The sequence below is a fragment of the Methylobacterium brachiatum genome, assembly GCF_900113845.1.
GTDB lineage: Bacteria > Pseudomonadota > Alphaproteobacteria > Rhizobiales > Beijerinckiaceae > Methylobacterium > Methylobacterium brachiatum.
This window is the reverse complement of the sequence record NZ_FOQW01000002.1, coordinates 219,166-240,007: the sequence shown is the minus strand read 5'-3', so window position 1 is coordinate 240,007 and position 20,842 is coordinate 219,166. Positions and strand designations below refer to the sequence as shown.

General features: G+C 68.6%; 19 protein-coding genes. 8 read left to right on the top strand and 11 right to left on the bottom strand.

Annotation, left to right across the window (positions count from 1 at the left end; all coding sequences use genetic code 11):
- Positions 1 to 2: 2 nt before the first annotated feature.
- Together BMZ47_RS01085 and BMZ47_RS01080 are read left to right on the top strand one after the other, a co-directional pair.
- On the top strand, positions 3 to 872 hold the full coding sequence (locus BMZ47_RS01085; protein WP_091857684.1) for a glycosyltransferase family 2 protein: 870 nt from the start codon (positions 3 to 5) through the stop codon (positions 870 to 872).
- The gene (locus tag BMZ47_RS01080; RefSeq protein WP_091857683.1) at positions 872 to 1,948 is read left to right on the top strand and encodes an acyltransferase family protein; all 1,077 of its coding nucleotides are present in this window, start codon (positions 872 to 874) and stop codon (positions 1,946 to 1,948) included. Before BMZ47_RS01085 ends, BMZ47_RS01080 begins: the two co-directional genes overlap by 1 nt.
- A 14-nt stretch (positions 1,949 to 1,962) precedes the next feature.
- On the opposite strand, the gene BMZ47_RS28760 is transcribed toward BMZ47_RS01080, so the two are convergent.
- A complete protein-coding gene (locus BMZ47_RS28760) occupies positions 1,963 to 2,235 on the bottom strand; it encodes a hypothetical protein (RefSeq protein WP_208600997.1) in 273 nt (90 codons plus the stop codon).
- A 213-nt stretch (positions 2,236 to 2,448) separates the two neighbouring features.
- Between BMZ47_RS28760 and BMZ47_RS01070 the strand changes: the two genes are divergently transcribed.
- Together BMZ47_RS01070 and BMZ47_RS01065 are read left to right on the top strand one after the other, a co-directional pair.
- Entirely contained in the window at positions 2,449 to 3,408 is a 960-nt protein-coding gene (locus tag BMZ47_RS01070) for a hypothetical protein (RefSeq protein WP_091857681.1), read from the top strand.
- A 284-nt stretch (positions 3,409 to 3,692) separates the two neighbouring features.
- Positions 3,693 to 4,088, top strand: coding sequence for a hypothetical protein (locus tag BMZ47_RS01065; protein ID WP_091857680.1), 396 nt, complete (start codon positions 3,693 to 3,695; stop codon positions 4,086 to 4,088).
- Between the two features lie 13 nt (positions 4,089 to 4,101).
- On the opposite strand, the gene BMZ47_RS01060 is transcribed toward BMZ47_RS01065, so the two are convergent.
- The gene (locus tag BMZ47_RS01060; RefSeq protein ID WP_007564388.1) at positions 4,102 to 4,356 is read right to left on the bottom strand and encodes a DUF3297 family protein; all 255 of its coding nucleotides are present in this window, start codon (positions 4,354 to 4,356) and stop codon (positions 4,102 to 4,104) included.
- The gene (locus BMZ47_RS01055; protein WP_091857679.1) at positions 4,353 to 5,030 is read right to left on the bottom strand and encodes a CatB-related O-acetyltransferase; all 678 of its coding nucleotides are present in this window, start codon (positions 5,028 to 5,030) and stop codon (positions 4,353 to 4,355) included. The genes BMZ47_RS01060 and BMZ47_RS01055 overlap by 4 nt, the downstream gene beginning before the upstream one ends.
- A 78-nt stretch (positions 5,031 to 5,108) precedes the next feature.
- On the opposite strand from BMZ47_RS01055, the gene BMZ47_RS01050 reads away from it, so the two are divergent.
- Positions 5,109 to 7,436, top strand: a complete 2,328-nt coding sequence (locus BMZ47_RS01050) for an NADP-dependent malic enzyme (RefSeq protein WP_007564384.1) — start codon at positions 5,109 to 5,111, stop codon at positions 7,434 to 7,436.
- A gap of 55 nt (positions 7,437 to 7,491) precedes the next feature.
- On the opposite strand, the gene BMZ47_RS01045 is transcribed toward BMZ47_RS01050, so the two are convergent.
- The 5 genes from BMZ47_RS01045 to BMZ47_RS01025 form a co-directional block, all read right to left on the bottom strand.
- Positions 7,492 to 9,588 (bottom strand): methyl-accepting chemotaxis protein, encoded by a 2,097-nt coding sequence (locus tag BMZ47_RS01045; RefSeq protein WP_091857678.1) that lies wholly within the window; start codon positions 9,586 to 9,588, stop codon positions 7,492 to 7,494.
- A 499-nt stretch (positions 9,589 to 10,087) separates the two neighbouring features.
- Complete coding sequence (gene ppx / locus BMZ47_RS01040; RefSeq protein ID WP_091857677.1) at positions 10,088 to 11,641, bottom strand: exopolyphosphatase; 1,554 nt, start codon at positions 11,639 to 11,641, stop codon at positions 10,088 to 10,090.
- A 285-nt stretch (positions 11,642 to 11,926) separates the two neighbouring features.
- Complete coding sequence (locus BMZ47_RS01035) at positions 11,927 to 14,515, bottom strand: RNA degradosome polyphosphate kinase (protein ID WP_091857676.1); 2,589 nt, start codon at positions 14,513 to 14,515, stop codon at positions 11,927 to 11,929.
- A gap of 91 nt (positions 14,516 to 14,606) precedes the next feature.
- Positions 14,607 to 15,317 carry a P-loop NTPase family protein gene (locus BMZ47_RS01030; RefSeq protein WP_091857675.1) on the bottom strand — a complete coding sequence of 237 codons (711 nt, stop codon included), beginning with the start codon at positions 15,315 to 15,317 and terminating at the stop codon, positions 14,607 to 14,609.
- 20 nt (positions 15,318 to 15,337) lie between these two features.
- Positions 15,338 to 16,468 carry an AI-2E family transporter gene (locus tag BMZ47_RS01025; RefSeq protein WP_007564372.1) on the bottom strand — a complete coding sequence of 377 codons (1,131 nt, stop codon included), beginning with the start codon at positions 16,466 to 16,468 and terminating at the stop codon, positions 15,338 to 15,340.
- Positions 16,469 to 16,624: 156 nt separating this feature from the next.
- Here BMZ47_RS01025 and purM point away from each other — a divergent pair, with 156 nt between their 5' ends.
- Positions 16,625 to 17,692, top strand: a complete 1,068-nt coding sequence (gene purM, locus BMZ47_RS01020) for a phosphoribosylformylglycinamidine cyclo-ligase (protein WP_007564369.1) — start codon at positions 16,625 to 16,627, stop codon at positions 17,690 to 17,692.
- A complete protein-coding gene (gene purN, locus BMZ47_RS01015) occupies positions 17,692 to 18,342 on the top strand; it encodes a phosphoribosylglycinamide formyltransferase (RefSeq protein WP_091857674.1) in 651 nt (216 codons plus the stop codon). Before purM ends, purN begins: the two co-directional genes overlap by 1 nt.
- A gap of 57 nt (positions 18,343 to 18,399) precedes the next feature.
- Here the strand turns inward: purN and BMZ47_RS01010 are convergent, their stop codons facing one another.
- Positions 18,400 to 18,765 (bottom strand): hypothetical protein, encoded by a 366-nt coding sequence (locus BMZ47_RS01010; RefSeq protein ID WP_091857673.1) that lies wholly within the window; start codon positions 18,763 to 18,765, stop codon positions 18,400 to 18,402.
- A 168-nt stretch (positions 18,766 to 18,933) separates the two neighbouring features.
- Positions 18,934 to 19,356, bottom strand: coding sequence for a nucleoside-diphosphate kinase (ndk, locus tag BMZ47_RS01005; protein WP_050732727.1), 423 nt, complete (start codon positions 19,354 to 19,356; stop codon positions 18,934 to 18,936).
- 269 nt (positions 19,357 to 19,625) lie between these two features.
- On the opposite strand from ndk, the gene BMZ47_RS01000 reads away from it, so the two are divergent.
- Positions 19,626 to 20,090 (top strand): DUF2147 domain-containing protein, encoded by a 465-nt coding sequence (locus BMZ47_RS01000; RefSeq protein WP_007564362.1) that lies wholly within the window; start codon positions 19,626 to 19,628, stop codon positions 20,088 to 20,090.
- Between the two features lie 3 nt (positions 20,091 to 20,093).
- Here BMZ47_RS01000 and BMZ47_RS00995 read toward each other — a convergent pair whose 3' ends face one another.
- Complete coding sequence (locus tag BMZ47_RS00995) at positions 20,094 to 20,729, bottom strand: glutathione S-transferase N-terminal domain-containing protein (RefSeq protein WP_091857672.1); 636 nt, start codon at positions 20,727 to 20,729, stop codon at positions 20,094 to 20,096.
- Positions 20,730 to 20,842 lie beyond the last annotated feature (113 nt).

Genomic DNA, 20,842 nt, shown 5'->3' with positions numbered 1-20,842 from the left:
CGATGGTCGGCCTCGTCGCCATCGTGGTCGCCCACGACAGCGCGGAGGTGCTGCCGGCCTGCCTCGCGGCTCTGGCCCGGCAGCACGTGCCGGCCATCGTCGTGGACAATGCGAGCCGTGACGGCTCCGCGGCAATCGCCGAAGCCGCCGGCGCTCGGGTGATCCGCAGCGCCCGCAACGAGGGCTATGGCCGCGCCAACAATCGCGGCGTCGCCGCGGCCGAGACCGCGGACCGGGTGCTGATCGTCAACCCGGACGTGGTCCTGCGACCGGGAGCGGTGGACGCCCTGCTCGCCGCAGCCCGGGCCTGGCCGGATGCGGGTCTGCTGGCGCCGCGCCTGGTCGAACCGGACGGGCGCTTCTTCTACCAGGCGCGCTCGCTGCTGGCGCCGTATCTGACCAATCCCGGCGGCCGCCTTGCGCTGCCCCAGGGCGATGCCTGCGCGCCGTTCCTGTCCGGGGCCTGCCTGATGATCGAGCGCACCCTGTTCCTCGACCTCGGCGGCTTCGACGACAACATCTTCCTGTTCTACGAAGATGACGACCTGTGCCGGCGGGTGGCCGATGCCGGGCGCGCCCTCATCCACGTCCACGGTGCCGAGGCGCTGCACGGCCGCGGCCGCTCCTCGGCGCCGGAGCCGGGCCGGATCTTCCGGTCGCGTTGGCACCAGGCGTGGTCGCGCGCCTATGTCAGCCGCAAATACGGCCTGCCCGACCCGAGCGTGTCGCATCTCATGGCCAACCTGCCGAAGGCCGCGCTCTCGGCCCTGGTCCTGCGCCGGTCGGGCCTCGAGCGCTATGGCGGCTCCGCTTCCGGCGCCCTCGCCTTCCTGCGCGGGCAGGACGCCCTCGCCCGCGAGGGTCTGCGCTGATGGCTGGCCCCACGATCGCGGACGCACTCGACAGGGGCCGCAACGGCTTCACCGGCCTGCGCCTGGCTTTGGCGCTGGCGGTGGTCGTCTCGCACGCCTTCAGCGTCGCCACCGGGGCCGCCGGCGACGAGCCCCTGGCGGCGCTCACCGGCTACACGCTGGGCGAGCATGCGGTGAACGGCTTCTTCGCGGTCTCGGGCTTCCTGGTGACCATGAGCTGCGACCGGCGCGGCATCCGCGACTACGCCCTCGCCCGGGCGCTGCGGATCCTCCCGGGCTTCGTCGCCGCGACGCTTCTCGTATCGCTGGTCCTCGGGGCCGCGATGACGCGCCTGCCGCCGGCCGAATACCTGCGCGAGCCCGGCCTCTGGTCGTTCATGCGCGGCACCCTGACGACCTTCAAGAGCAACGCGGCGCTACCCGGCGTCTTCGAGGCGAATCCCTACCGGGCACCGCTGGGCACGATCTGGACCCTGAAATACGAGGTCTTTTGCTACCTCGGGGTCCTGGTCGCCGCCCTCTGCGGCCTCCTCCGGCGACGGATCCCGGCGCTCCTGATCCTCGCGGGGCTCGGCATTGCCCTGACGGCAGCCGCAGTTCTGCGTGGCGCGGAGCTGCCCAAAGGGCTGGAGACCGCGCTGCGCCTGCCGCTGATCTTCTCGGCCGGGGCCTGCCTGTATCTCTGGCGTGATCGCCTGCGGGTGTCCGGCGCCGCCCTCGCCTGCCTGGTTGTGGCGACCGTGGTCCTCGCCCGGACGCCGGCTTACCCGGCCCTGCTCTTCCTCGCCGAGGCCTACGGCGCCGTATGGCTGGCGCTCGGACCGATGGCGCGCGACCTGTTCGATCCAAAAGCCGACCTGTCCTACGGGATCTATCTCTACGGCTGGCCGGTCCAGCAGAGCCTGCATGCCCTCTGGCCCGACCCGTCCGGCCTCGCACTGCTCGCGCCTGCCCTCGCGCTGACGCTGCCGGTGGCGGCCCTGTCCTGGTACGGGATCGAGCGGCCGGCGCTGGCGCTGAAGGCGCGGGCGCTCGGACGACGCAGCCTCGGCACGATCGAGCCTGCGGGACCGTGAGGACCCTCCCCCCATCAGCCGCTCTGGCTCTGGCTGCGCGACTCCTGGAGGCCGAGGGCTTCGCCATCGTCGCCCGGAACGAACGTGGTGATAGCTTCTATCTCGCGCGCCAGGGCGAGCGCGCCACGCTCCGCCTCTCGAACCATGCGCGACGCCCAAGGCAGCGTCGAACCCATCCCGAGGTCGCCACCAGCCTCGTCATCCGGGAAGCGCGAAGCGCCGCGCAGATTGCGACCCTGATTGCGGCCGCCAAGCGGAATTATGTCTTGGCGATCGCGGCGAGACACGCGGTGCTCACTGACGATGTCCCTGCGGAGGACAGCCCCGAGCGTTAGGATTGTAGTGGCAATGCGCGTGGCGGCGTGGAGGCTCTTAGTCCGTTAGCTGGGACTTGGCCGATACCGCGATCAACCACCCGACATCACGACCGAGACGTCGCCGCGCTCCGCTCGGAACTTGCCGGAATCGCGGTCGAAGTCGGGTTCATCCGGGTCGAGCGGATGCTCGCCCGCAAGTACCGGTCCGATCAGCCGCGGGCGCCTGCCGGCCAGGCCGACGGCGGCCGTTGGGTTTCCGCTCTGTCCGGCGGCGCGCGTTGGATGTCGGCGAATTCGGGCGGCCAGGCGGAGACCCAAACCGAGGAGGCCGTGACCGAAGACGGGTCGCGCGTGCTGTCGATTCGCATCCGGGCCAACGCCCGCGCGGACTGGGACGCGCAGCACACCGTCACCGCGCCCGACGGAACGCGCACGGTGTTCGAGACCTCTGGCCTGACCCAGACCATCCGCGACGGCGAGACCGGTGAGATCCTGGGTCGGAGCACGCTGACCGCGGACGGCGCCGAGTCGGAGGCGTTCAGCCAACCGGCGCGGGGCCTGCCAGGCAAGCTGGGGCAGCGGATCTCGCGGACCCTGGAGGCGGCAGGAACGCTCTTCTCGGTGCTCGCTGGGCGGGGTGGCAACGGTCGTAAAGCCGTGTTCGCAGCGCCTGCGAGTGAGTACATTCCAGGGGACGCATATGATGATCGGGCCATATGGGTGGGTGCAGGGGGGCAGGCTGAACTGGACCAGATTTGCCCGCGGAACCAGGAGGTGCAGGCTCTTGCCGATTCGGTCGCAGCTGAGGTGCGAGCGTCCGATGATTTCAGGACCGCGCAGGACTTCGGAAATAAGGTTCATGCGCGGATCGCCGAGAACGTCAATGGTCGGAAAGATCCAAATTTCGTTGGAGGGACGTCATACGATCCAGCAACGGGCGTTGATCAAAATTCTGGCGCAAAAGGTTTTTTGCGCCTCGACTTACTGGAGCGAACTCAGCTTTCAACAGTGTGCGTCTACGACCACAAAACGGGGAATGCCGACTTGAGGCCTACCCGTGCAATCGATATCATAAGCGCCGTTCAGAAACGTTTCGGTCCAGGCTATAGGTATATCATGATTATGATAAAACCGAAGCTATGACAAGCGCGCGTCAAGTTAATCCGATCTATCGAGATCTGATCAAACGTCATCCGAACTATAAAATGACGAGCATGCGCTTTTTATGCAAGACGCCCGTCCATCATTTAGCTTGCGGTATCTTCGTAGAACGATCCTCCGATGCGAACTGCTGTTGGCCAAGATGGTCGGTGACACCACTCTTCGTCTACAGAATATTTCACTATCTTGCGCTAGGGACCATTTACGAAAATCTGAGTCGGCCAGATACGTCGGCGGATAGGTTCTGGCATTGGTCCGATCCGACGATGGTCTCCGACCTTATCGAAGCCATCGAGACGACGGCGATGCCAAAACTGTCATACTACGAGACAGTGGAATCCTACGCGACCCTCCCGCCCGAGACATACGGTCCGCTGCACGAAGCACCCGAAGATCTGATGCTCGTCCATATCGCGATGGGTGAACTCGATGCCGCGCGCAAGATCTGGCATGAGCGTGATCTCTGGCATCAGAACTGGCCGCGCCATCCGGCTCTGCGCCTGCGCTGGTGGCAGGAGCAACTCGATGCGGTCGCCGAGCCCCTGCACGCCGGCGACCGGCCGGCTCTCGCGCGCATCATGCACGGCTGGGAGGCCGCCAACGTCCAGGGTACGGAATTAGAGCGTTACTGGGAGCCGACCCCGTTCCCCCTGGAGTTGTGAGGCATAGGGCGTCTCAAGCCTCGCCGGTCTCGGGCTCGCGGAAATAGGGCTCGACGGTGCCTTTCAGCTTCACGGTCATCGGGTTGCCGGCCCGATCGAGGGTCTTGCCGGCCGAGAGACGGACCCAGCCCTCGCTGACGCAATATTCCTCGACGTTGGTCTTATCGACGCCCTTGAACCGCACGCCGACGCCGCGCTCCAGCATCTTCTCGTCGTAGAACGGGCTGTTCGGGTTCGCGGCCAGGCGGTCGGGAGGCGTGTCGGTCATCGTCCGGATCTCGGGTCGGTTTCGTGTGCGGCCCCGCGGGCATGCGGCGGGGAGGATGGCTCGCCGGTACGGGAATCCGCGCCGGCGCGCAACGCTGCGAGCAGGTCTGCGATCCGCCCGCTCTGCAGCAGCGGCACGAGCCGCGTCACCGCATCGTGCGGCAGATCCCACCAAGCCGTCTCCACGAGCGCCGCCACGGTGGCCTCGTCGAAGCGGCGGCGCACCACCCGGGCCGGGTTGCCGGCGACCACCGCGTAGGCCGGCACGTCCCGGGTCACCACCGCCCGGGCCGCCACCACGGCGCCGTGCCCGACGGTCACGCCGGACAGGATCATGCAGCCGGAGCCGAGCCAGACATCGTGCCCGATCACCACGTCGCCGCGCGACGCATGGTAATCCTCCGGGGCGCCTGCATCCGGGAACAACCCGCGCATCGCCGCGAACGGGTAGGTCGAGGCCCAGTCGAGCCGGTGGTCGCCGCCGAGCAGGATCTCGACCTTGTCGGCGATGGAACAATAGCGGCCGATCGTCAGGCGCCGCCCGCTCTCCGGGAAGCGCACTTTTGGACGCCCGTACGAATAAGAGCCTATGGAGAAACCGTAGGTCCTCGCCAGCGCGGCGAGGTGGATCCGGGTCTCGTTATGCGGGTTGCGCCCCCTGCGCAGCCGGTGCAACAGACCCCTCACGATGGGATCCGGCGCGGTTTGCGACCGCGTCGTCTCCGGGAAAGCAGGCGAGCTGGAAGGTGCGCGATGGCCGATAACATGTCCGAGGACCTCAAGGCCGGGGCGCTCGTCTACCACCGCCTGCCGCAGCCCGGAAAGCTGGAGATCCAGGCGACCAAGCCGCTCGGCAACCAGCGGGACCTGGCGCTGGCCTACACGCCCGGCGTCGGCGTCGCCTGCATGGCGATCCACGACGATCCGCAGCAGGCCGCCGAGCTGACGATCCGCCAGAACCTGGTGGCGGTGCTCACCAACGGCACAGCGGTGCTGGGCCTGGGCGATATCGGCCCGCTCGCCTCCAAGCCCGTGATGGAGGGCAAGGCGGTCCTGTTCAAGAAATTCGCCGGGATCGACGTCTTCGATATCGAGGTCGACCAGAAGGACGTGTCCAAGCTCGTCGACGTGGTCTGCGCCCTCGAGCCGACTTTCGGCGGCATCAACCTCGAGGACATCAAGGCGCCCGAGTGCTTCGAGGTCGAGGAGCAGTGCCGGGCGCGGATGAACATCCCGGTCTTCCACGACGACCAGCACGGGACCGCGATCATCGTCGCGGCTGCGGTCCTCAATGCGCTGGAGCTTGCCGGCAAGACTCTCTCCGACGTTCGCATCGTCACGTCGGGCGCCGGCGCGGCGGCGCTCGCCTGCCTCAACCTGTTGGTCTCCCTCGGCGCGACCCGCGAGAACATCACCGTCACCGACATCAAGGGTGTGGTCTACAAGGGCCGCCCCGAGCTGATGGACCGCTGGAAGGACGTCTACGCCCAGGAGACCGAGGCGCGCACGCTCGCCGACGTGATCCCGGGCGCGGACGTGTTCATCGGCCTCTCGGCCGGCGGCGTCCTGAAACCCGAGCTCCTTGAGAAGATGGCCGAGAAGCCGCTGATCATGGCGCTGGCCAACCCCTATCCGGAGATCATGCCGGATCTGGCCCAGCAGAAGCGTCCCGACGCGATGATCTGCACCGGCCGGTCGGACTTCCCGAACCAGGTCAACAACGTCCTGTGCTTCCCCTACATCTTCCGCGGGGCGCTCGATGTCGGCGCGACCAGCATCAACGAGGAGATGAAGCGCGCCGCCGTGAAGGCGATCGCGGCGCTTGCTCGCGAGACCCCCTCCGACGTGGTCGCCCGCGCCTATGGCGGCGAGGCTCGGCCGTTCGGCCCCGAATCCCTGATCCCGAGCCCGTTCGACCCGCGCCTGATCGTGCGCATCGCCCCGGCGGTGGCCAAGGCCGCGATGGAGTCCGGCGTGGCCGGCCGGCCGCTCGCGGATTTCAACGCCTATGTCGAGAGCCTGGACCGGTTCGTGCACCGGTCCGGCCTCATCATGAAGCCGCTCTTCTCCAAGGCGAAGGCCCAGCCGAAGCGCGTGATCTACGCCGAGGGCGAGGACGAGCGCGTGCTGCGCGCCGTCCAGGCCATCGTCGAGGACAAGGTCGCGCTGCCGATCCTGGTCGGTCGCCCGCGGGTGGTGGAGTCGCGGCTCAAGCGCTTCGGCCTGTCGATCCAGGAGGGCCGCGATTTCGAGCTGATCGATCCCGAGGACGATCCCCGCTACCGGGCCTATGTCCAGACCTACCTGGATGTCGCCGGCCGGCGCGGCATCACCCCGGATGCGGCCCGCACCCTGGTGCGCACCAACAACACCGTGATCGGCGCCATCGCGGTCCGGCGCGGCGAGGCCGACGCGCTGATCTGCGGCCTGGAGGGCCGGTTCGAGACCCGGCTGCGGATCATCCGCGACGTGATCGGCCTGGCGCCGGGCATCGCCCAATGCGCCGCCATGAGCCTGATCGTCACCAGCGAGGGCGCCTACTTCCTGGCCGACACCCATGTCCGGCAGAATCCGACGGCGGAAGAGATCGCCGAGGTCGCCCAGGCCTGCGCCGGCCATGTCAGCCGCTTCGGCCTGACGCCGAAGATCGCCCTGCTCAGCCACTCGGATTTCGGCCAGTCGGACTCGCCCTCGGCGATGAAGATGCGGGAGGCGCTGGCGCTGCTGCAGGCCCGCGACCCCGACCTGATGGTCGATGGTGAGATGCAGGCGGATTCGGCCCTCTCCGAGCTGGTCCGCGACCGGGTGCTGCCCGGCTCGCGGCTCAAGGGGGCGGCCAACGTCCTGATCTTCCCGAACCTCGATGCGGCCAACATCGCGTTCCAGTTCGCCAAGGTGCTGGCGGACGCGCTTCCGGTGGGGCCGCTGCTGATCGGCCCGGCCAAGCCCGCCCACATCCTGACGCCGTCGGTCACCGCCCGGGGCATCGTCAACGTCACGGCCGCGGCCGTGGTCGAGGCGCAGTCCGAGCCGGCGCCGCTGCCCAGCGGCGAAAGCGGCGTCGGCATGATCTCCGAGTGAGGTGATCGCCCCGATCCCGGCGGCCTGTACCGCCGGGATCGGTCAACATGGTTGTTCAGGCCGCCCGGACGGTGTCGAGGAAACGGGCGACCTCGGCGCTGAGGTGCTCGGATTGCTGCGATAGTTCGGTGGCGGCATCGAGCACTCGGCTCGTCGCCTTGCCAGTCTGATCCGCGGCTTCGGCGACGCCGGTGATGTTGTGGGTGACCGAGCCGGTCCCCTGCGCCGCCTCTCCGACGTTGCGGACGATCTCCTGCGTGGCCGCGCCCTGCTCCTCCACCGCCGCGGCGATCGTGGTCGCCACAGAGCTGATCTCCTGAATGCGCGTCGTGATCGAACCGATCGCCGTGACCGCCTGGCCCGTGGACGCCTGAACCTGGGCGATCTGGGCCGCGATCTCTTGGGTCGCCTTCGCGGTCTGTTCGGCCAGCGCCTTCACCTCCGACGCCACCACCGCGAAGCCGCGCCCGGCTTCGCCAGCCCTGGCCGCCTCGATGGTCGCGTTGAGCGCGAGCAGATTGGTTTGGCCGGCGATCGACGAGATCAGCCCGACCACGTCACCGATCCGCGACACGGCGTTGGTCAGCTCCTGCACCATCGCACCGGTCTGCCCCGCCTCGGCGACCGCGCCCTGGGCCAGCTTGGCGGCTCCATCGACCTGGCGGCCGATCTCCTGGACCGATGAGCCGAGTTCCTCCGAGGCGGCTGCCACCGTATTGACGTTGCTCGCCGCCTGTTCGGCCGCGGCCGCCACCGTGCTCGACTGGTCCGCGGTCTGGGTCGCGGTCGCCGTCAGAATTTGGGCCGTGGACTGCAATTCGGCAGCCGCGGCCGAGACCTGGGCGATGATACCGCCGACCGCCCGCTCGAAGGCTTCGGCCATCTGGTGCATCCCCGCCTTGCGCTGCGCCTCGGCTGCGACGCGGGCCTGCGTCGCTTCCCCTTCGAGCTGCCGGTTGCGGATCAGGTTGTCCTTGAACACCTGCACGGCCGCCGCCATGGGGCCGAACTCGTTCCGATACAGGCCGACCGGGACTTCCACGCTCGCATCGCCCTCGGCGAGGATCCGCATCGTCGCCGAGATCGTCCGGATCGGCCGCACGACACCGCCGAAGACGGCGAGCAGGCCGAGACCGACCAGCACGATGACGGCCGCCAACGCAGCCACATTCCGGGTCAGGACGCCGCGCGCCTCGTCCGCCAGGCTCTCGGCCCGGGCCACCATCTCGTCGAGCGCTACATAGGCGAGATGGACGATGGACGGCTGCGCGCTCGTGTTCCGTTCCCGGAATTTCTCGAACGTCTCGCTCGGCGTCGATCCGGTGCTGAGCGCGTCGAACACCGCCTTCGACTTTGAGGCGGCCTCGCCCTCGAAATTCTCGACGCTGGCCTTCCGGAAGGCGGCGCGGACCGTGTCCGAGACCTCCGTTGCAGCCTCGCTCGTGCTGGCCCAGGCGGTCTGCAACCGGGCGCGCTCTTCGGCGGCGGCAACGGTCTCGGGGAGGGTCCACGACGTTCCCGCCGCCAGCGAGGCCTGGATTCTCAGGGCGACGTTACCGATCGCGACGCGCGTCGCCCAGGCTGCACGCTTCAGGGCGAGGTAGCGTTGCAGGATCGTATCCGAACGCGGGATAGCGCTATCGACGGCGTCCGTCGTGACGGTCAGCGCGTCGAGCAGATCCTGGAACGCGGACAGCGTCGCGGGCAGCAGCGTCGCGTCACGCTGCGCTTTCGGAAGGCGCAGGGCCGCGTCGATGCGGGGGCGCAAAGCGTTCAAGGACTCGTACGTCGCGTTCAGCCGCGGCAACGTCGCGGTGACCGCCGGGACGTCCTGTTGACGCAACAGGATTTGCGCCTGGTCGAAGCTCGAGACCGAGGCCTGCCGGTTCGTCGCGATCAAGGCCAGCGTCTCCGGGCCGGCGGGTTCCGCGCTGCTTAGCGCAAGGGTCGAGCCGCGCTCGAGACGCAGCGGCAGGATCGTCTTGAGCAGGCGCCGGCTCGCCTGGGCCAGGGTGACGGCCCGGTCGGCCTGCTGTGCTTGTTCCCGTGCTTGGAGGAGTGCCGTTGTCGTGTAGCCCAGTAACATCAATGCCAAAGCACCGATCACCAGGCAGAGCAGCGTTTTGATCGAGACACGTCCGAGCCAGTGCATGGTCAAACTCCGGTGGCCGCGCAGGGCCTCGCGAAGATTTGATACCTTAGTCTCGATTTCCACGCATCTGACTACAGCAACGTCTGCGCGATCCTAAATGACAGACTCTGCCAGTGAAGAAACTACCCTCGTTCCGATCTATAATGATCTTTGATGTTTCATATTGTTCGAGGCGTTTCTGCTGAAATATCGATCTCGAAGAAAATATTTTTTATCTTAAGTTGTTTCTCCGGGCGCTCATGTGGTTTGAAGTCGTCGCAAGTGACCGGTCACCGGCGGCGGACGTTCCGCCGCAACAGCGCGCCGATCCAGAATCGTGGAGCGCCATCCGCAACGTCAGCGGGATGGCAGCAGCCGAAGGCGTTCACCGGGTACGACGGCCGGGAAGCGGAAAGCCGATCGCTCCGGCGTAGTCGCGCGACATCACAAATCGGGATCGGGACGGGCAGCGATGCGTCCCGGGCCACTCGCCCGGCTGGCGTCCGCGGCCGCGAAACGATCAGCCGGCTGTGCCGCCGATCTCGATTCTGCCGTCCAGGCCGACCACACGGCCGAGACCGCGGACGCGGTTCAGCAAGCGGTCGCTGGCGAGGGCGGCCCAATCCTGGGGTATCCGCAGCGTGACGCGGCCCTCCTCGATGAGGAGCGGTGCCCGGGTGAGCGCGCCATCCATGCCGGCGGAGATCGGGAACGCGACGCGCAGCAGCGCGCCGAGGAGGCGCGCCCGCTCGAACAGGCGCGGGCCAGCGATGGAACGGAGAATCGGGTTGGCCTTTTCCGGCGCCAGCCCGCTGTGCCGCAGCGACACCGAGAGGGCGAGATAGGCCCGTCCGGGATGATCGACCCCGACGAAGGCGGCGTTCTGGATCGCCGCGATGCTCTGCTCGTCGCGATAATCGGGATGGGCCCGCCAGCCGACATCCGAGAGCAGGCAGCCCGCATGGCGCAGGCGCCGCTCGTCCGCGGTCTCGGGCCCGTCCAGCGTCGCCACGAACCGGTCCGTCCAGGCCACCAGCTCTTCCCCGTGGCGGGGTGAGCGGGCGCGCAGGGCGTTGAATTCCGCGGCCGAGGCGAGGAGCGGATCGATCAGGCGGGAATCGCGGTCGAGCTGCTCGAACAACAGCCCCTCCCGGACCCCGGAGGCCGAGATCGCGATCTCCCGGGGCCGTCCGACCCGGATGATCTCTTCGAGGACGACGGCGCCGTAGGCCAGGAGCGGGCGACGCGCCTCCGAGATCGCGTCGACATCCTGCAACATCGCGACGTCGGTCTCCTCGACGATCTGTAGGAAGCTCATCTCGTCGGTGGGTTCCACCGCGTAGCCGTGCATCACGTGAACGGGATAGCCGCGGGCGGCCTGATGCAGGCGCGCGAGCGCCCGCCATGTGCCCCCGACCGCGTAGAATGTGCGTCCGCGCAGGGTCTCGAGCTGCGGCTCGGCCTTGCGCATGTGCTCGCGCACGATCTTCGCCGCCTTCTTGATCGACCCGCCGGAGAGATCCTGCAGGGCGAGGCCGCCGAGCGGCATGGTCACGCCCTGACCGACCACGGTGCCGCGCACATCCACCAGTTCGAGGGAGCCGCCGCCCATGTCGCCCACGACCCCGTTCGGTGCGTGAAAGCCCGAGATCACGCCCATCGCGGAGAGCTCCGCCTCGCGCCGGCCGGACAGCAGCTGGATCTCCTGGCCGCAGGCCGCCTCGGCCGCGCGCAGGAAATCTGGTCCGTTCTCGGCATCGCGAGCGGCCGCGGTCGCCAGCACGAACACCCGGCCGACCCGCATCGTCTCGCACAGCACCCGGAACCGCCCGAGGGCGGTCAGCGCGCGGTTGACCGCATCTTCGTTGAGCCGGCCGGTGGTCAGGACGTTGCGGCCCAGGCCGCACAGCACCTTCTCGTTATAGAGCGGCGTCGGCGCGCGGCTCAGGCCATCATAGGCGACGAGCCGAACCGAGTTGGAGCCGATATCGATGATCGCCACCGGCGGCTGCGGGTCGCGCGAGGGCCTGTCCGCAGAATGCGCGAGGGTGAGGTTGGCGCGAGGGCTGCCCAAACGTCCGAGTCCTTGATGGAGCGCGGCCGGCCGGACCGGCGGGCCACGGGTGCAATCCAGAGCTGTGTTCGGCGATGTTGCCACCAAACTCGGCTCCAAGTCGATGATACGAAGTGCTGTCGACCGCGCCGCTGTCCTTGGCGACGCCGACTGCTCTAAGCCCAATGGCACCAGCAGGGCAACGTTACGCCCGCCCGGCTTCCTGCCCGGGCGCAGAGTTCGCACGCAGAACTGCACAACCCGCTTGCGAAACCTGTCGAATTGTCTGCGCATGCGCCGGGGCACTTAGCCACGCTGCGCCCGGCGGCTCAAAGCCCGGGGGCTCGACTTCTTCGATGCTTTGCCGCGTCCGGAAAGACTCGGGTTCGTCATGAAGTACTTGTGCGCGTTGAACGGTTCCTCGCCCTCTGCGGGCTGGATCCGCTCGCAGCCGCCGGATGCGAGCAGCCGCCAGCTTTGGCGGTTGTCCAGGAGATTGGCCAGCATGATCTGGTCGAGAACCTGCTGATGCACGGTCGGATTCGTGATCGGCAACAGCGCCTCGACCCGGCGGTCGAGGTTGCGGCTCATGAGGTCGGCCGACGAGATGTAGATCGTGGCCTTCGGGTGCGGCAGCCCGACGCCGTTGCCGAAAGCGTAGATCCGCCCGTGCTCCAGGAAGCGCCCGACGATCGACTTGACCCGGATCGTCTCCGAAAGACCGGGAATGCCCGGCCTCAGGCAGCAGATACCGCGCACGACGCAGTCGATCTGAACCCCCGCGGAGGACGCATCGTAGAGCGCGTCGATGATCTGTGCATCGACCAGGGAGTTGCACTTGATCCAGATGGCGGCCGGACGGCCCGCCTTGGCGTGGGCGACCTCTGCCTCGATGTTTTCCAGCAACCGGTTCTTCAGGGTCAGGGGCGAGACCGCCATCCGTTCCAGCTCGGCCGGCTCGGCATAGCCGGTGATGAAGTTGAAGATCCGCGAGACGTCGCGCGCGATCGCCGGGTCCGCGGTGAAGAACGACAGGTCCGTGTAGATGCGGGCCGTGATCGGGTGGTAGTTTCCGGTGCCGACGTGGCAGTAGGTGACGAGCTTGTCGCCCTCGCGCCGGACCACCAGCGACAGCTTGGCGTGCGTCTTCAGCTCGACGAAGCCGAACACGACCTGCGCGCCCGCCTTCTCCAGGTTGCGCGCCCAGCGGATATTGGCCTCCTCGTCGAACCGCGCCTTCAGCTCGACCAGCGCGGTGACCGACTTGCCGAGTTCGGCGGCTTCGGCCAGTGCGGCGACGATCGGCGAGTTCGACGAGGTGCGATAGAGCGTTTGCTTGATCGCCACCACGTTCGGGTCCCGGGCCGCCTGGGCCAGGAACTGCACCACCGAATCGAACGATTCGTAGGGGTGGTGGACGATGAAATCCTTCTGCCGGATCGCCGCGAACACGTCGCCGCCGCTCTCGCGGATGCGCTCGGGGAAGCGGGGGTTGTACGGCTTGAACTTCAGGTCCGGCCGGTCGATCCCGACGATCTGGGACAGCTCGTTCAAGGCGAGCATGCCCTCGATCAGGAAGATCGCGTCCGCGGAGATCTCCAGCTCGTCGGCGACGAAGCTGCGCAGCTCCTCCGACATGCCGACCTCGACCTCGAGACGGATCACCACGCCCCGGCGGCGCTGCTTCAGAGCGGTCTCGAAATGCAGGACGAGGTCCTCGGCCTCCTCCTCGATCTCCAGATCCGAATCGCGCACCACCCGGAACGCGCCGCTGCTCTTGACCAGGTAGCCCGGGAACAGCCGCCCGGTGAACATGCCGATCACCTGCTCGATCGAGATCAGGCGCGCGGCGGTCTCGCTCTCGCTGGTGGGCAGGCGGACGAACCGGTCGATGACGCCGGGCACCCGGATCAGGGCGCGCAAAAGCCGGCCATCGCGCGGCCGCACCAGCATCAGCGCGATGGTGGTGCCGAGATTCGGGATGAACGGGAACGGGTGCGCCGGGTCGATCGCCAGCGGCGTCAGCACCGGCGAGACGTGGTTGAGGAAATACTCCTCCAGCCAGGCGGCCTGATCGGAGGTGAGGCCCGCGGGCTCGACGATCTCGATCTCGGAGGCCTGCAACTCCACGCGCAACTCGCGCCAGCGCGCCTGCTGATCGGCGGCGAGGCGCGAGACCTCGATGCCGATGCGGTTCAGCTGCTCGGACGGCGTGAGCCCGTCCTGCGACGGCAGCGTCAGCCCAGCCCGGACCTGGTCGATCAGGCCGGCCACCCGCACCATGAAGAACTCGTCGAGGTTGTTCGCCGAGATCGACAGGAAGCGCAGGCGCTCAAGCAGCGGATGGTTCGGGTTGGAGGCCTCCTCCAGCACCCGACGGTTGAACTGCAGCCAGGACAGCTCGCGGTTCACGAACCGCTCGGGCGAATGGCGCAGCGATCGCCCGGCTTCGACCACCGGTTCGCGGGCGGCGCTCGCGGCCGGTTCCGCAGGCGCGGCGGCTGCGGCAGCGGGCCACTCGTCGGCGGTATCGACCGGCACTGGGGCCGCCTCCCGGGACGCCGGCGCGGTATCAAGCGGCGCGCCCTTGGGCGTTCCGCTGGTCGTGCCCGCCTCCGGGGCGGCCGTGCTGCCGGCACCCGCGGACTTTGCGGCGGCGTTCGAAACCGTTGCGCTCTTCGCGGATGGGGCCTTGGCAGCGGGCGTCCTGGCGGATGCCGTCCTGGGCGCGGCGCTCGGCGCGGCCGGGGCCGTTGCGCCCTGGTCGGCCGTAGGCCTGGCCGGGGCGCGCCTCACGGGGGCGCGGCGTTGCGGCGGATTGGTCGCGTCGGGCCGACGGGGCTCCGCGGCCTCTTCGGCGGCGTCGCGATCCATGGGCTTCTGCGTCGATTCCATTCCGATTCCTGTCCTTGCCCGTCGCGGCGCGTTTAGCATTCTACACCCGTAGCTTTCACGACGCTTTCGTGACGGCCACCGGTTTCCCGTTTTACGCCTCCGCGTCGGCCTCGTCGTCGAAGCCCATCCGACGGAGCACCGCCAGCGCCAGCGGTCGGCTGATCCGCCGGCCGCGCCCGAGCGCGTCCCGGTCGAGCTCCGCCACCAGGTCCCTGGCCCGGCCCAGGGAGCGGTCGATTCGCAACGCCAGCGCGTCGATCACGCTGAGATCGACCACCAGCTGGCGGTCCACGAACAGCTTGACCAGGACGGCGCGCAGCAGGGCGTCGTCCGGAGCCTCGATCGCGATGTTGGGTGCGAGACGCAGCCGCGAGCGCAGATCCGGCGTTGCGAGCCCCAGCGCGTCGATCCCGGCGGCGCTGGTCAGCAGCACCGGGCAGGCCAGCTCGCGGGCGCGGTTGAGCAGGTGGAACAGGGCGGCCTCGTTACGGCCGGCATCCCGGTCGATATCCTCGATCACCAGCGCCCCATTCGACACGAGGTGCTGGACCGCATCCGACCCGACTTCGCTGGCCGACGCGGTCCAGGCATGGGCCCGCTCGGCCCAGATCGCCGCCAGATGGCTCTTGCCGCTGCCCGACGGGCCGGTCAGCACGAGCACGCTGTCCGGCCAGTCCGGCCAGGCCTCGATCAGCGCGTAGGCCGCTTCGTTCGCCGGCCCGACCAGAAAGTCCTCGCGGCCGTAGCGAGGATCGAGCGGCAGGTCGAAGGCCAGCTGCCGGGGTGGGGCGTTCTCGCGCATGGGTTGCTCAGATGGGTCGGTCAGGATGACCGGGTACCGGTCGCCGTCAAGGTCCGGCCGGCCTCGTCGTTGAGGTCGATCAGCACCGGCTGCTCGGCATGGTAGAGGCGGCTCTGGAGATACCGGGCCAGGGCGAAACGCACGAGCACGCCGATCGAGGCGGCCACCGGGACGGCCAGCAGCAGGCCGACGAAGCCGAACAGGGTCCCGAAGGCCAGCAGCGCGAACATCAGCCAGACCGGATGCAGGCCGGTGGATTCGCCGACGAGCTTGGGCGCGATGACGTTGCCTTCGAGGAACTGGCCGATGAGGAAGACCCCCACCGTCAGACCGAGATGGAGCCAGTCGGAGGACGGCCAGAACTGCACCAGCGCGACGCCGACCGAGAGCAGGAAGCCGGTGAGCGTGCCGACATACGGGATGAAGGTCAGGAAGCCGGCGATCAGGCCGATCAGCACGCCGAAATTGAGCCCCACCAGCCAGAGGCCGACCGCGTAGAAGCTGCCGAGGATGAGGCAGACGAGGGTCTGGCCGCGGACGAAGCCGGTGATCGCGCCGTCGATCTGCCGGGCGAGGTCGCGCACCGTGGCCCGGTGCCGGGGCGGCACCCAGCTATCGAGCGCGGCCATCATCCGATCCCAGTCGACCAGGATGTAGAAGGCGACCACCGGGGTCACCACCAGCAGCGACGCGATCGAGATCAGGGCCTGGCTGCCGGACCAGATCGACTTGAGGAAGGCGAGCAACCAGGCGCCGCCCTGGCTCGCCAGGGTGCCGACCGAGGATTGCAGCTCGGTCAATACGTTGTCACCGCCGATCCGCTCCAGCAGCGGGCCGGCACGCTCGGCGATGATGCCCTGCAGCCGCGAGACCATGCCGGGCAGCGCGTTGACCAGTGCGGCCATCTGGTTGGCGGTCAGCGGGATCAGGATCAGCAATGAGACGATCAGCGCGACCACGAACAGCGCCAGGATCAGGAGGCTCGCCGCCAGCCGGCCGAGCCCGAGGCGCTCCAGCCGGTCGGCCAGCGGATCGAGCAGGTACGCGAGCGCGATGCCGGCCACGAAGGGTAGCATGACCTCCCGCAGCAGGTAGACGAGGAGACTCAGGGCGACGAGGGCCCCCAGCCCGATCACAGCCCGCGTCCGCATGATGTCGCCCCCTGACGCAACCTACGACGCCCTGTCGCAGAGTGGGCATCGGTCATCTGTCGATCAAGACTTGCGATCAAGCCTCGACGCTGCCGACTCGCGCCGCGCGTTGGAAGCCGCTAAGGCGAACCCGATGATGACCGGGACGACGCTGGCATGACGGCCAAGGACGGACAGGGACTGACCTACGCGGAAGCAGGCGTCGATATCGACGCCGGCAATGCCATGGTCGAGACGATCAAGCCGCTGGTGCGCTCGACGCGCCGGCCGGGGGCGGATGCCGAGATCGGCGGCTTCGGCGGCCTGTTCGATCTGAAGGCCGCGGGATTCCGTGACCCGATCCTGGTGGCGGCCAATGACGGCGTCGGCACCAAGGTCAAGATCGCTATCGAGACCGGCCGGCACGACACGATCGGCATCGACCTGGTGGCGATGTGCGTCAACGATTTGGTGGTTCAGGGCGCTGAGCCGCTGTTCTTCCTGGATTACTACGCCACCGGCAAGCTGGTGCCGGGCGTCGGCGCCGACATCGTGCGCGGGATCGCCGAAGGCTGCCGGCAGGCGGGCTGCGCGCTGATCGGCGGTGAAACCGCCGAGATGCCGGGCCTCTACGACGGCTCCGATTACGACCTCGCCGGCTTCTCCGTGGGCGCCGCCGAGCGCGGCACGCTCCTGCCGAAACCCGGCATCCGCCCCGGGGATGTGGTGCTCGGCCTCCCCTCCTCCGGGGTCCATTCCAACGGCTTCTCGCTGGTCCGCCGGATCGTCGCCAAGACCGGCCTCGGCTGGGACGCGCCGGCGCCGTTCGACCCGTCGCGCAGTCTCGGCGATGCCCTGCTGGAGCCGACCCGGATCTACGTGAAGCCCCTGCTGGCCGCGCTGGAGGCGACCGACGGCATCCGCGCGCTCGCCCACATCACCGGCGGCGGCTTTCCGGACAACCTGCCCCGCGTCCTGCCGGACGATGTCGGCATCGCCATCGACCTCGACGCGATCACCCCGCCCCCGGTGTTCGGCTGGCTCGCCCGAGAGGGCGGCGTCGCCGAGGCGGAGATGCTGCGGACGTTCAATTGCGGGATCGGCATGGTGGTGATCGCCGCCGCCGACGCGGTCGACGACGTCGACGAGGCCCTGACCCGGGCCGGCGAGGCACCGGTGCGCCTCGGCCGGATCACCGCGCGCGGGCCCGAGCCGGTGACCTTCAGCGGGCGTCTCGCGCTCTGATGGCGACCACGGGCAAGATCCGCGTCGCGGTCCTGATCTCGGGGCGCGGCTCGAACATGGTCGCGCTGATCGAGGCCGCGAAGGATCCCGCCTACCCGGCCGAGATCGTGCTGGTCCTGTCGAACCGGCCGGACGCCGCCGGCCTGGCGCGGGCGGCCGAGGCCGGGATCCCAACCCGGGCGATCGACCACAAGGCCTTCCCGGATCGCGGCAGCTTCGACGCCGCCCTCGATGCGGAGCTTCGGGCCGCCGATATCGACCTCGTCTGCCTCGCCGGCTTCATGCGGATCTTCACGCCGGGCTTCGTGGCCGGCTGGGCGGGGCGGATGCTCAACATCCATCCCTCGCTGCTGCCCCTGTTCAAGGGCACGCACACGCACGCTCAGGCGCTCGAGGCCGGCGTGCGGCTGCACGGCTGCACGGTGCATTTCGTGGTGCCGGAGCTCGATGCCGGGCCGATCGTGGCGCAGGCCGCGATCCCGGTGCGCCAGGGCGACGATCCCGACAGCCTCGCCGAAAGGGTGATCGTCCAGGAGCGCCGGCTCTATCCGGCGGTGCTGGCCCTGGTGGCCGGCGGCCGCGCCCGTCTCGAGGGCGACCGCGTCGTCATCGCCGACGCGGCACCGGACGGCGTCCTGTTCAGCCTGTAACGGGAGCCCGAAGGGACAGGTCCCTTCGGCAGGGTCCGGGGCAGCGCCCCGGAATGATCAGATCGGCCGCTGCAGCTTGCAGCTGTCCAGCGCCGACAGGGCCTTCGCGCGGGCGGAATCGTTGAAATAGCCGGTGGCCCGGTAGGCCTCGATCTCGGACTCGTCGAGGCTGCGCAGGGTCTGCTTGGCGTAGCAGCCGCAGGGACGCTCCAGGGACGCCTCGGGGGCGCTGGTCAGCCGGGCCTGGACGACGGTGCAGGCGTGGCGCACGCGGCCCTCGAGATTGCCCTTCGTGGCGGTCTTGAGCGCCGGATCCGGCTCGTACTGCTGGAACGGGGCCGGGGATCCGCCCGCGAGAGCGGCAGTGGCGCCGAGCGCGATCAGGCCGGTCGCGATCAGCAGGGGCAGGCGGCGCATCGTCATGGTCTTGGGGGTCCGGGCTGAGGTTCAAGTAACCTCGGCCGTTGGACGCCGCCGGGCGCCGATCCGTCAATGGCGGACCGGACACACAGGGCGGCATTCACCCCGCCGCGGGGGCGCCGTGGCAGGATGGCGGAACGGTGTGCCCGGCCCGCCACCCCGGCATCCGCCTCAGGCGGCGATGTCGGAATCCTTGAAGAACTGCGCAATCTCGATCTTGGCGTTCTCGGCGCTGTCCGAGCCATGCACGGTGTTCTCGCCGACCGACTCGGCGAACCGCTTGCGGATGGTGCCCTCGGCGGCCTGGGCCGGGTTCGTGGCGCCCATGACTTCGCGGTACTTGGCGACGGCGTTCTCGCCCTCGAGCACCTGCACCACCACGGGGCCGGAGGTCATGAAGCTCACGAGCTCGCCGAAGAACGGACGCTCCTTGTGGACCTCGTAGAACTTCTCGGCCTGCTCCTTGGTCATGCGGATGCGGCGCTGGGCGACGATGCGCAGGCCCGCCTCCTCGATCACCGCGTTCACGGCGCCGGTCAGGTTGCGCCGGGTGGCATCGGGCTTGAGGATCGAGAAGGTGCGCTCGGTGGCCATGGTCTGTCCGGTCTGTCTGTGGAAAAGGCGGAGGGTGCGCGCCGGGCTGCCGGGCGCATCTCAGGCGCGAAAATTTCGCTTCGGCGGCAGGCTTATAGCGGGCGCCCTACCGGGCCTCAAGCTGCGCGCGTTCGCGCTATGAAACAAGCGTGGCCGTGGCTCCGCCGCAACACCGCCGAAAAATCGCCTGATTGCGACGGCTCAGTCGCCGCAAGCCGATTTCGTCAGCCTCTCAGGCGCCCTCGGTGCCCAAAACTCGGAGACGAACCATGCGCCTCGCCCTGTCCGCCACCCTGCTGCTCGCCGGCCTCTCCACCGCCTCCGCCGATACCGGGAAGGATCCGTCCGGCACCTGGCTCACCGGGGATGGCCGCGCCAAGATCCGGATCGACCGGTGCGGTCCGGGCCAGAAGCTCGTCTGCGGCAAGGTCGTGTGGCTCAAGGCGCCGACCGCGGAGAACGGCGCCGCCAAGACGGATCTGAAGAACCCGGATCCGAAGAAGCGCAACCGCCCGGTGATCGGCCTGCAGCTCATCGACGGCCTGAAGCCCGACGAGGAGAAGTTCACCGGCGAGCTTTACAACATCGAGGAAGGCAAGGTTTACACCGTCAGCCTGGAGCGTGAGAGCGAGGCCGAGCTCAGCGTCTCGGGCTGCATGCTCAAGGTGCTGTGCGGATCCCAGACCTGGACCCGCGTGCCGGACGTGAACCAGCAGGCCGCCAACAAGAACTGAGGCTCAGATCGCCGCGAGGCCGCGCTGGACGGCCGGCCTCGCCAAGACGGTCTCGAGCCAGCGCGTGACGTTCGGCAAGGCGGCGATGTCGACGCCCTGCTTGAAGTTCAGCTTCGCCCAGGTCACCGTCGCGATGTCGGCGATGGAATACGCGCCCGCCAGGTAGTCCCGTCCTTCGAGCCGGCGTTCCAGCACCCCGTAGAGCCGGTTGGCCTCGGCGGTGAAGCGCTCGATGGCGTAGGGCACCTTCTCCGGCGCGTAGATCTTGAAATGGTGCGTCTGGCCGAGCATCGGGCCGAACCCCGCCACCTGCCAGAACAGCCACTCGTCCACCGCCACCCGGGCGCGCTCGTCCGCCGGGTAGAACTGGCCGGTCTTGCGACCCAGATATTGCAGGATCGCCCCCGATTCGAACACCGTGATCGGCTCTCCGCCCGGGCCGTCCGGATCGACGATCGCCGGAATCTTGTTGTTCGGCGAGATAGCCAAGAAGTCCGGCGCGAACTGCTCGTTCTTGCCGATATTGACTGGGACGACCCGGTACGGGAGTCCGCACTCCTCGAGCATCACCGGGATCTTCCAGCCGTTCGGCGTGCTCCAGGTATGGACGTCGATCGGCCGCCCCGACACCGCTGCCATAATCTACCTGCTCCTCGACCGATCACACGGCGGCGCGGCGATCCCCCGCCGATCTCGGACAATCCCGGCAGTGAAGACGATTTCCCGGCCGCGCTCAAGGGCGGCGCGCGAGC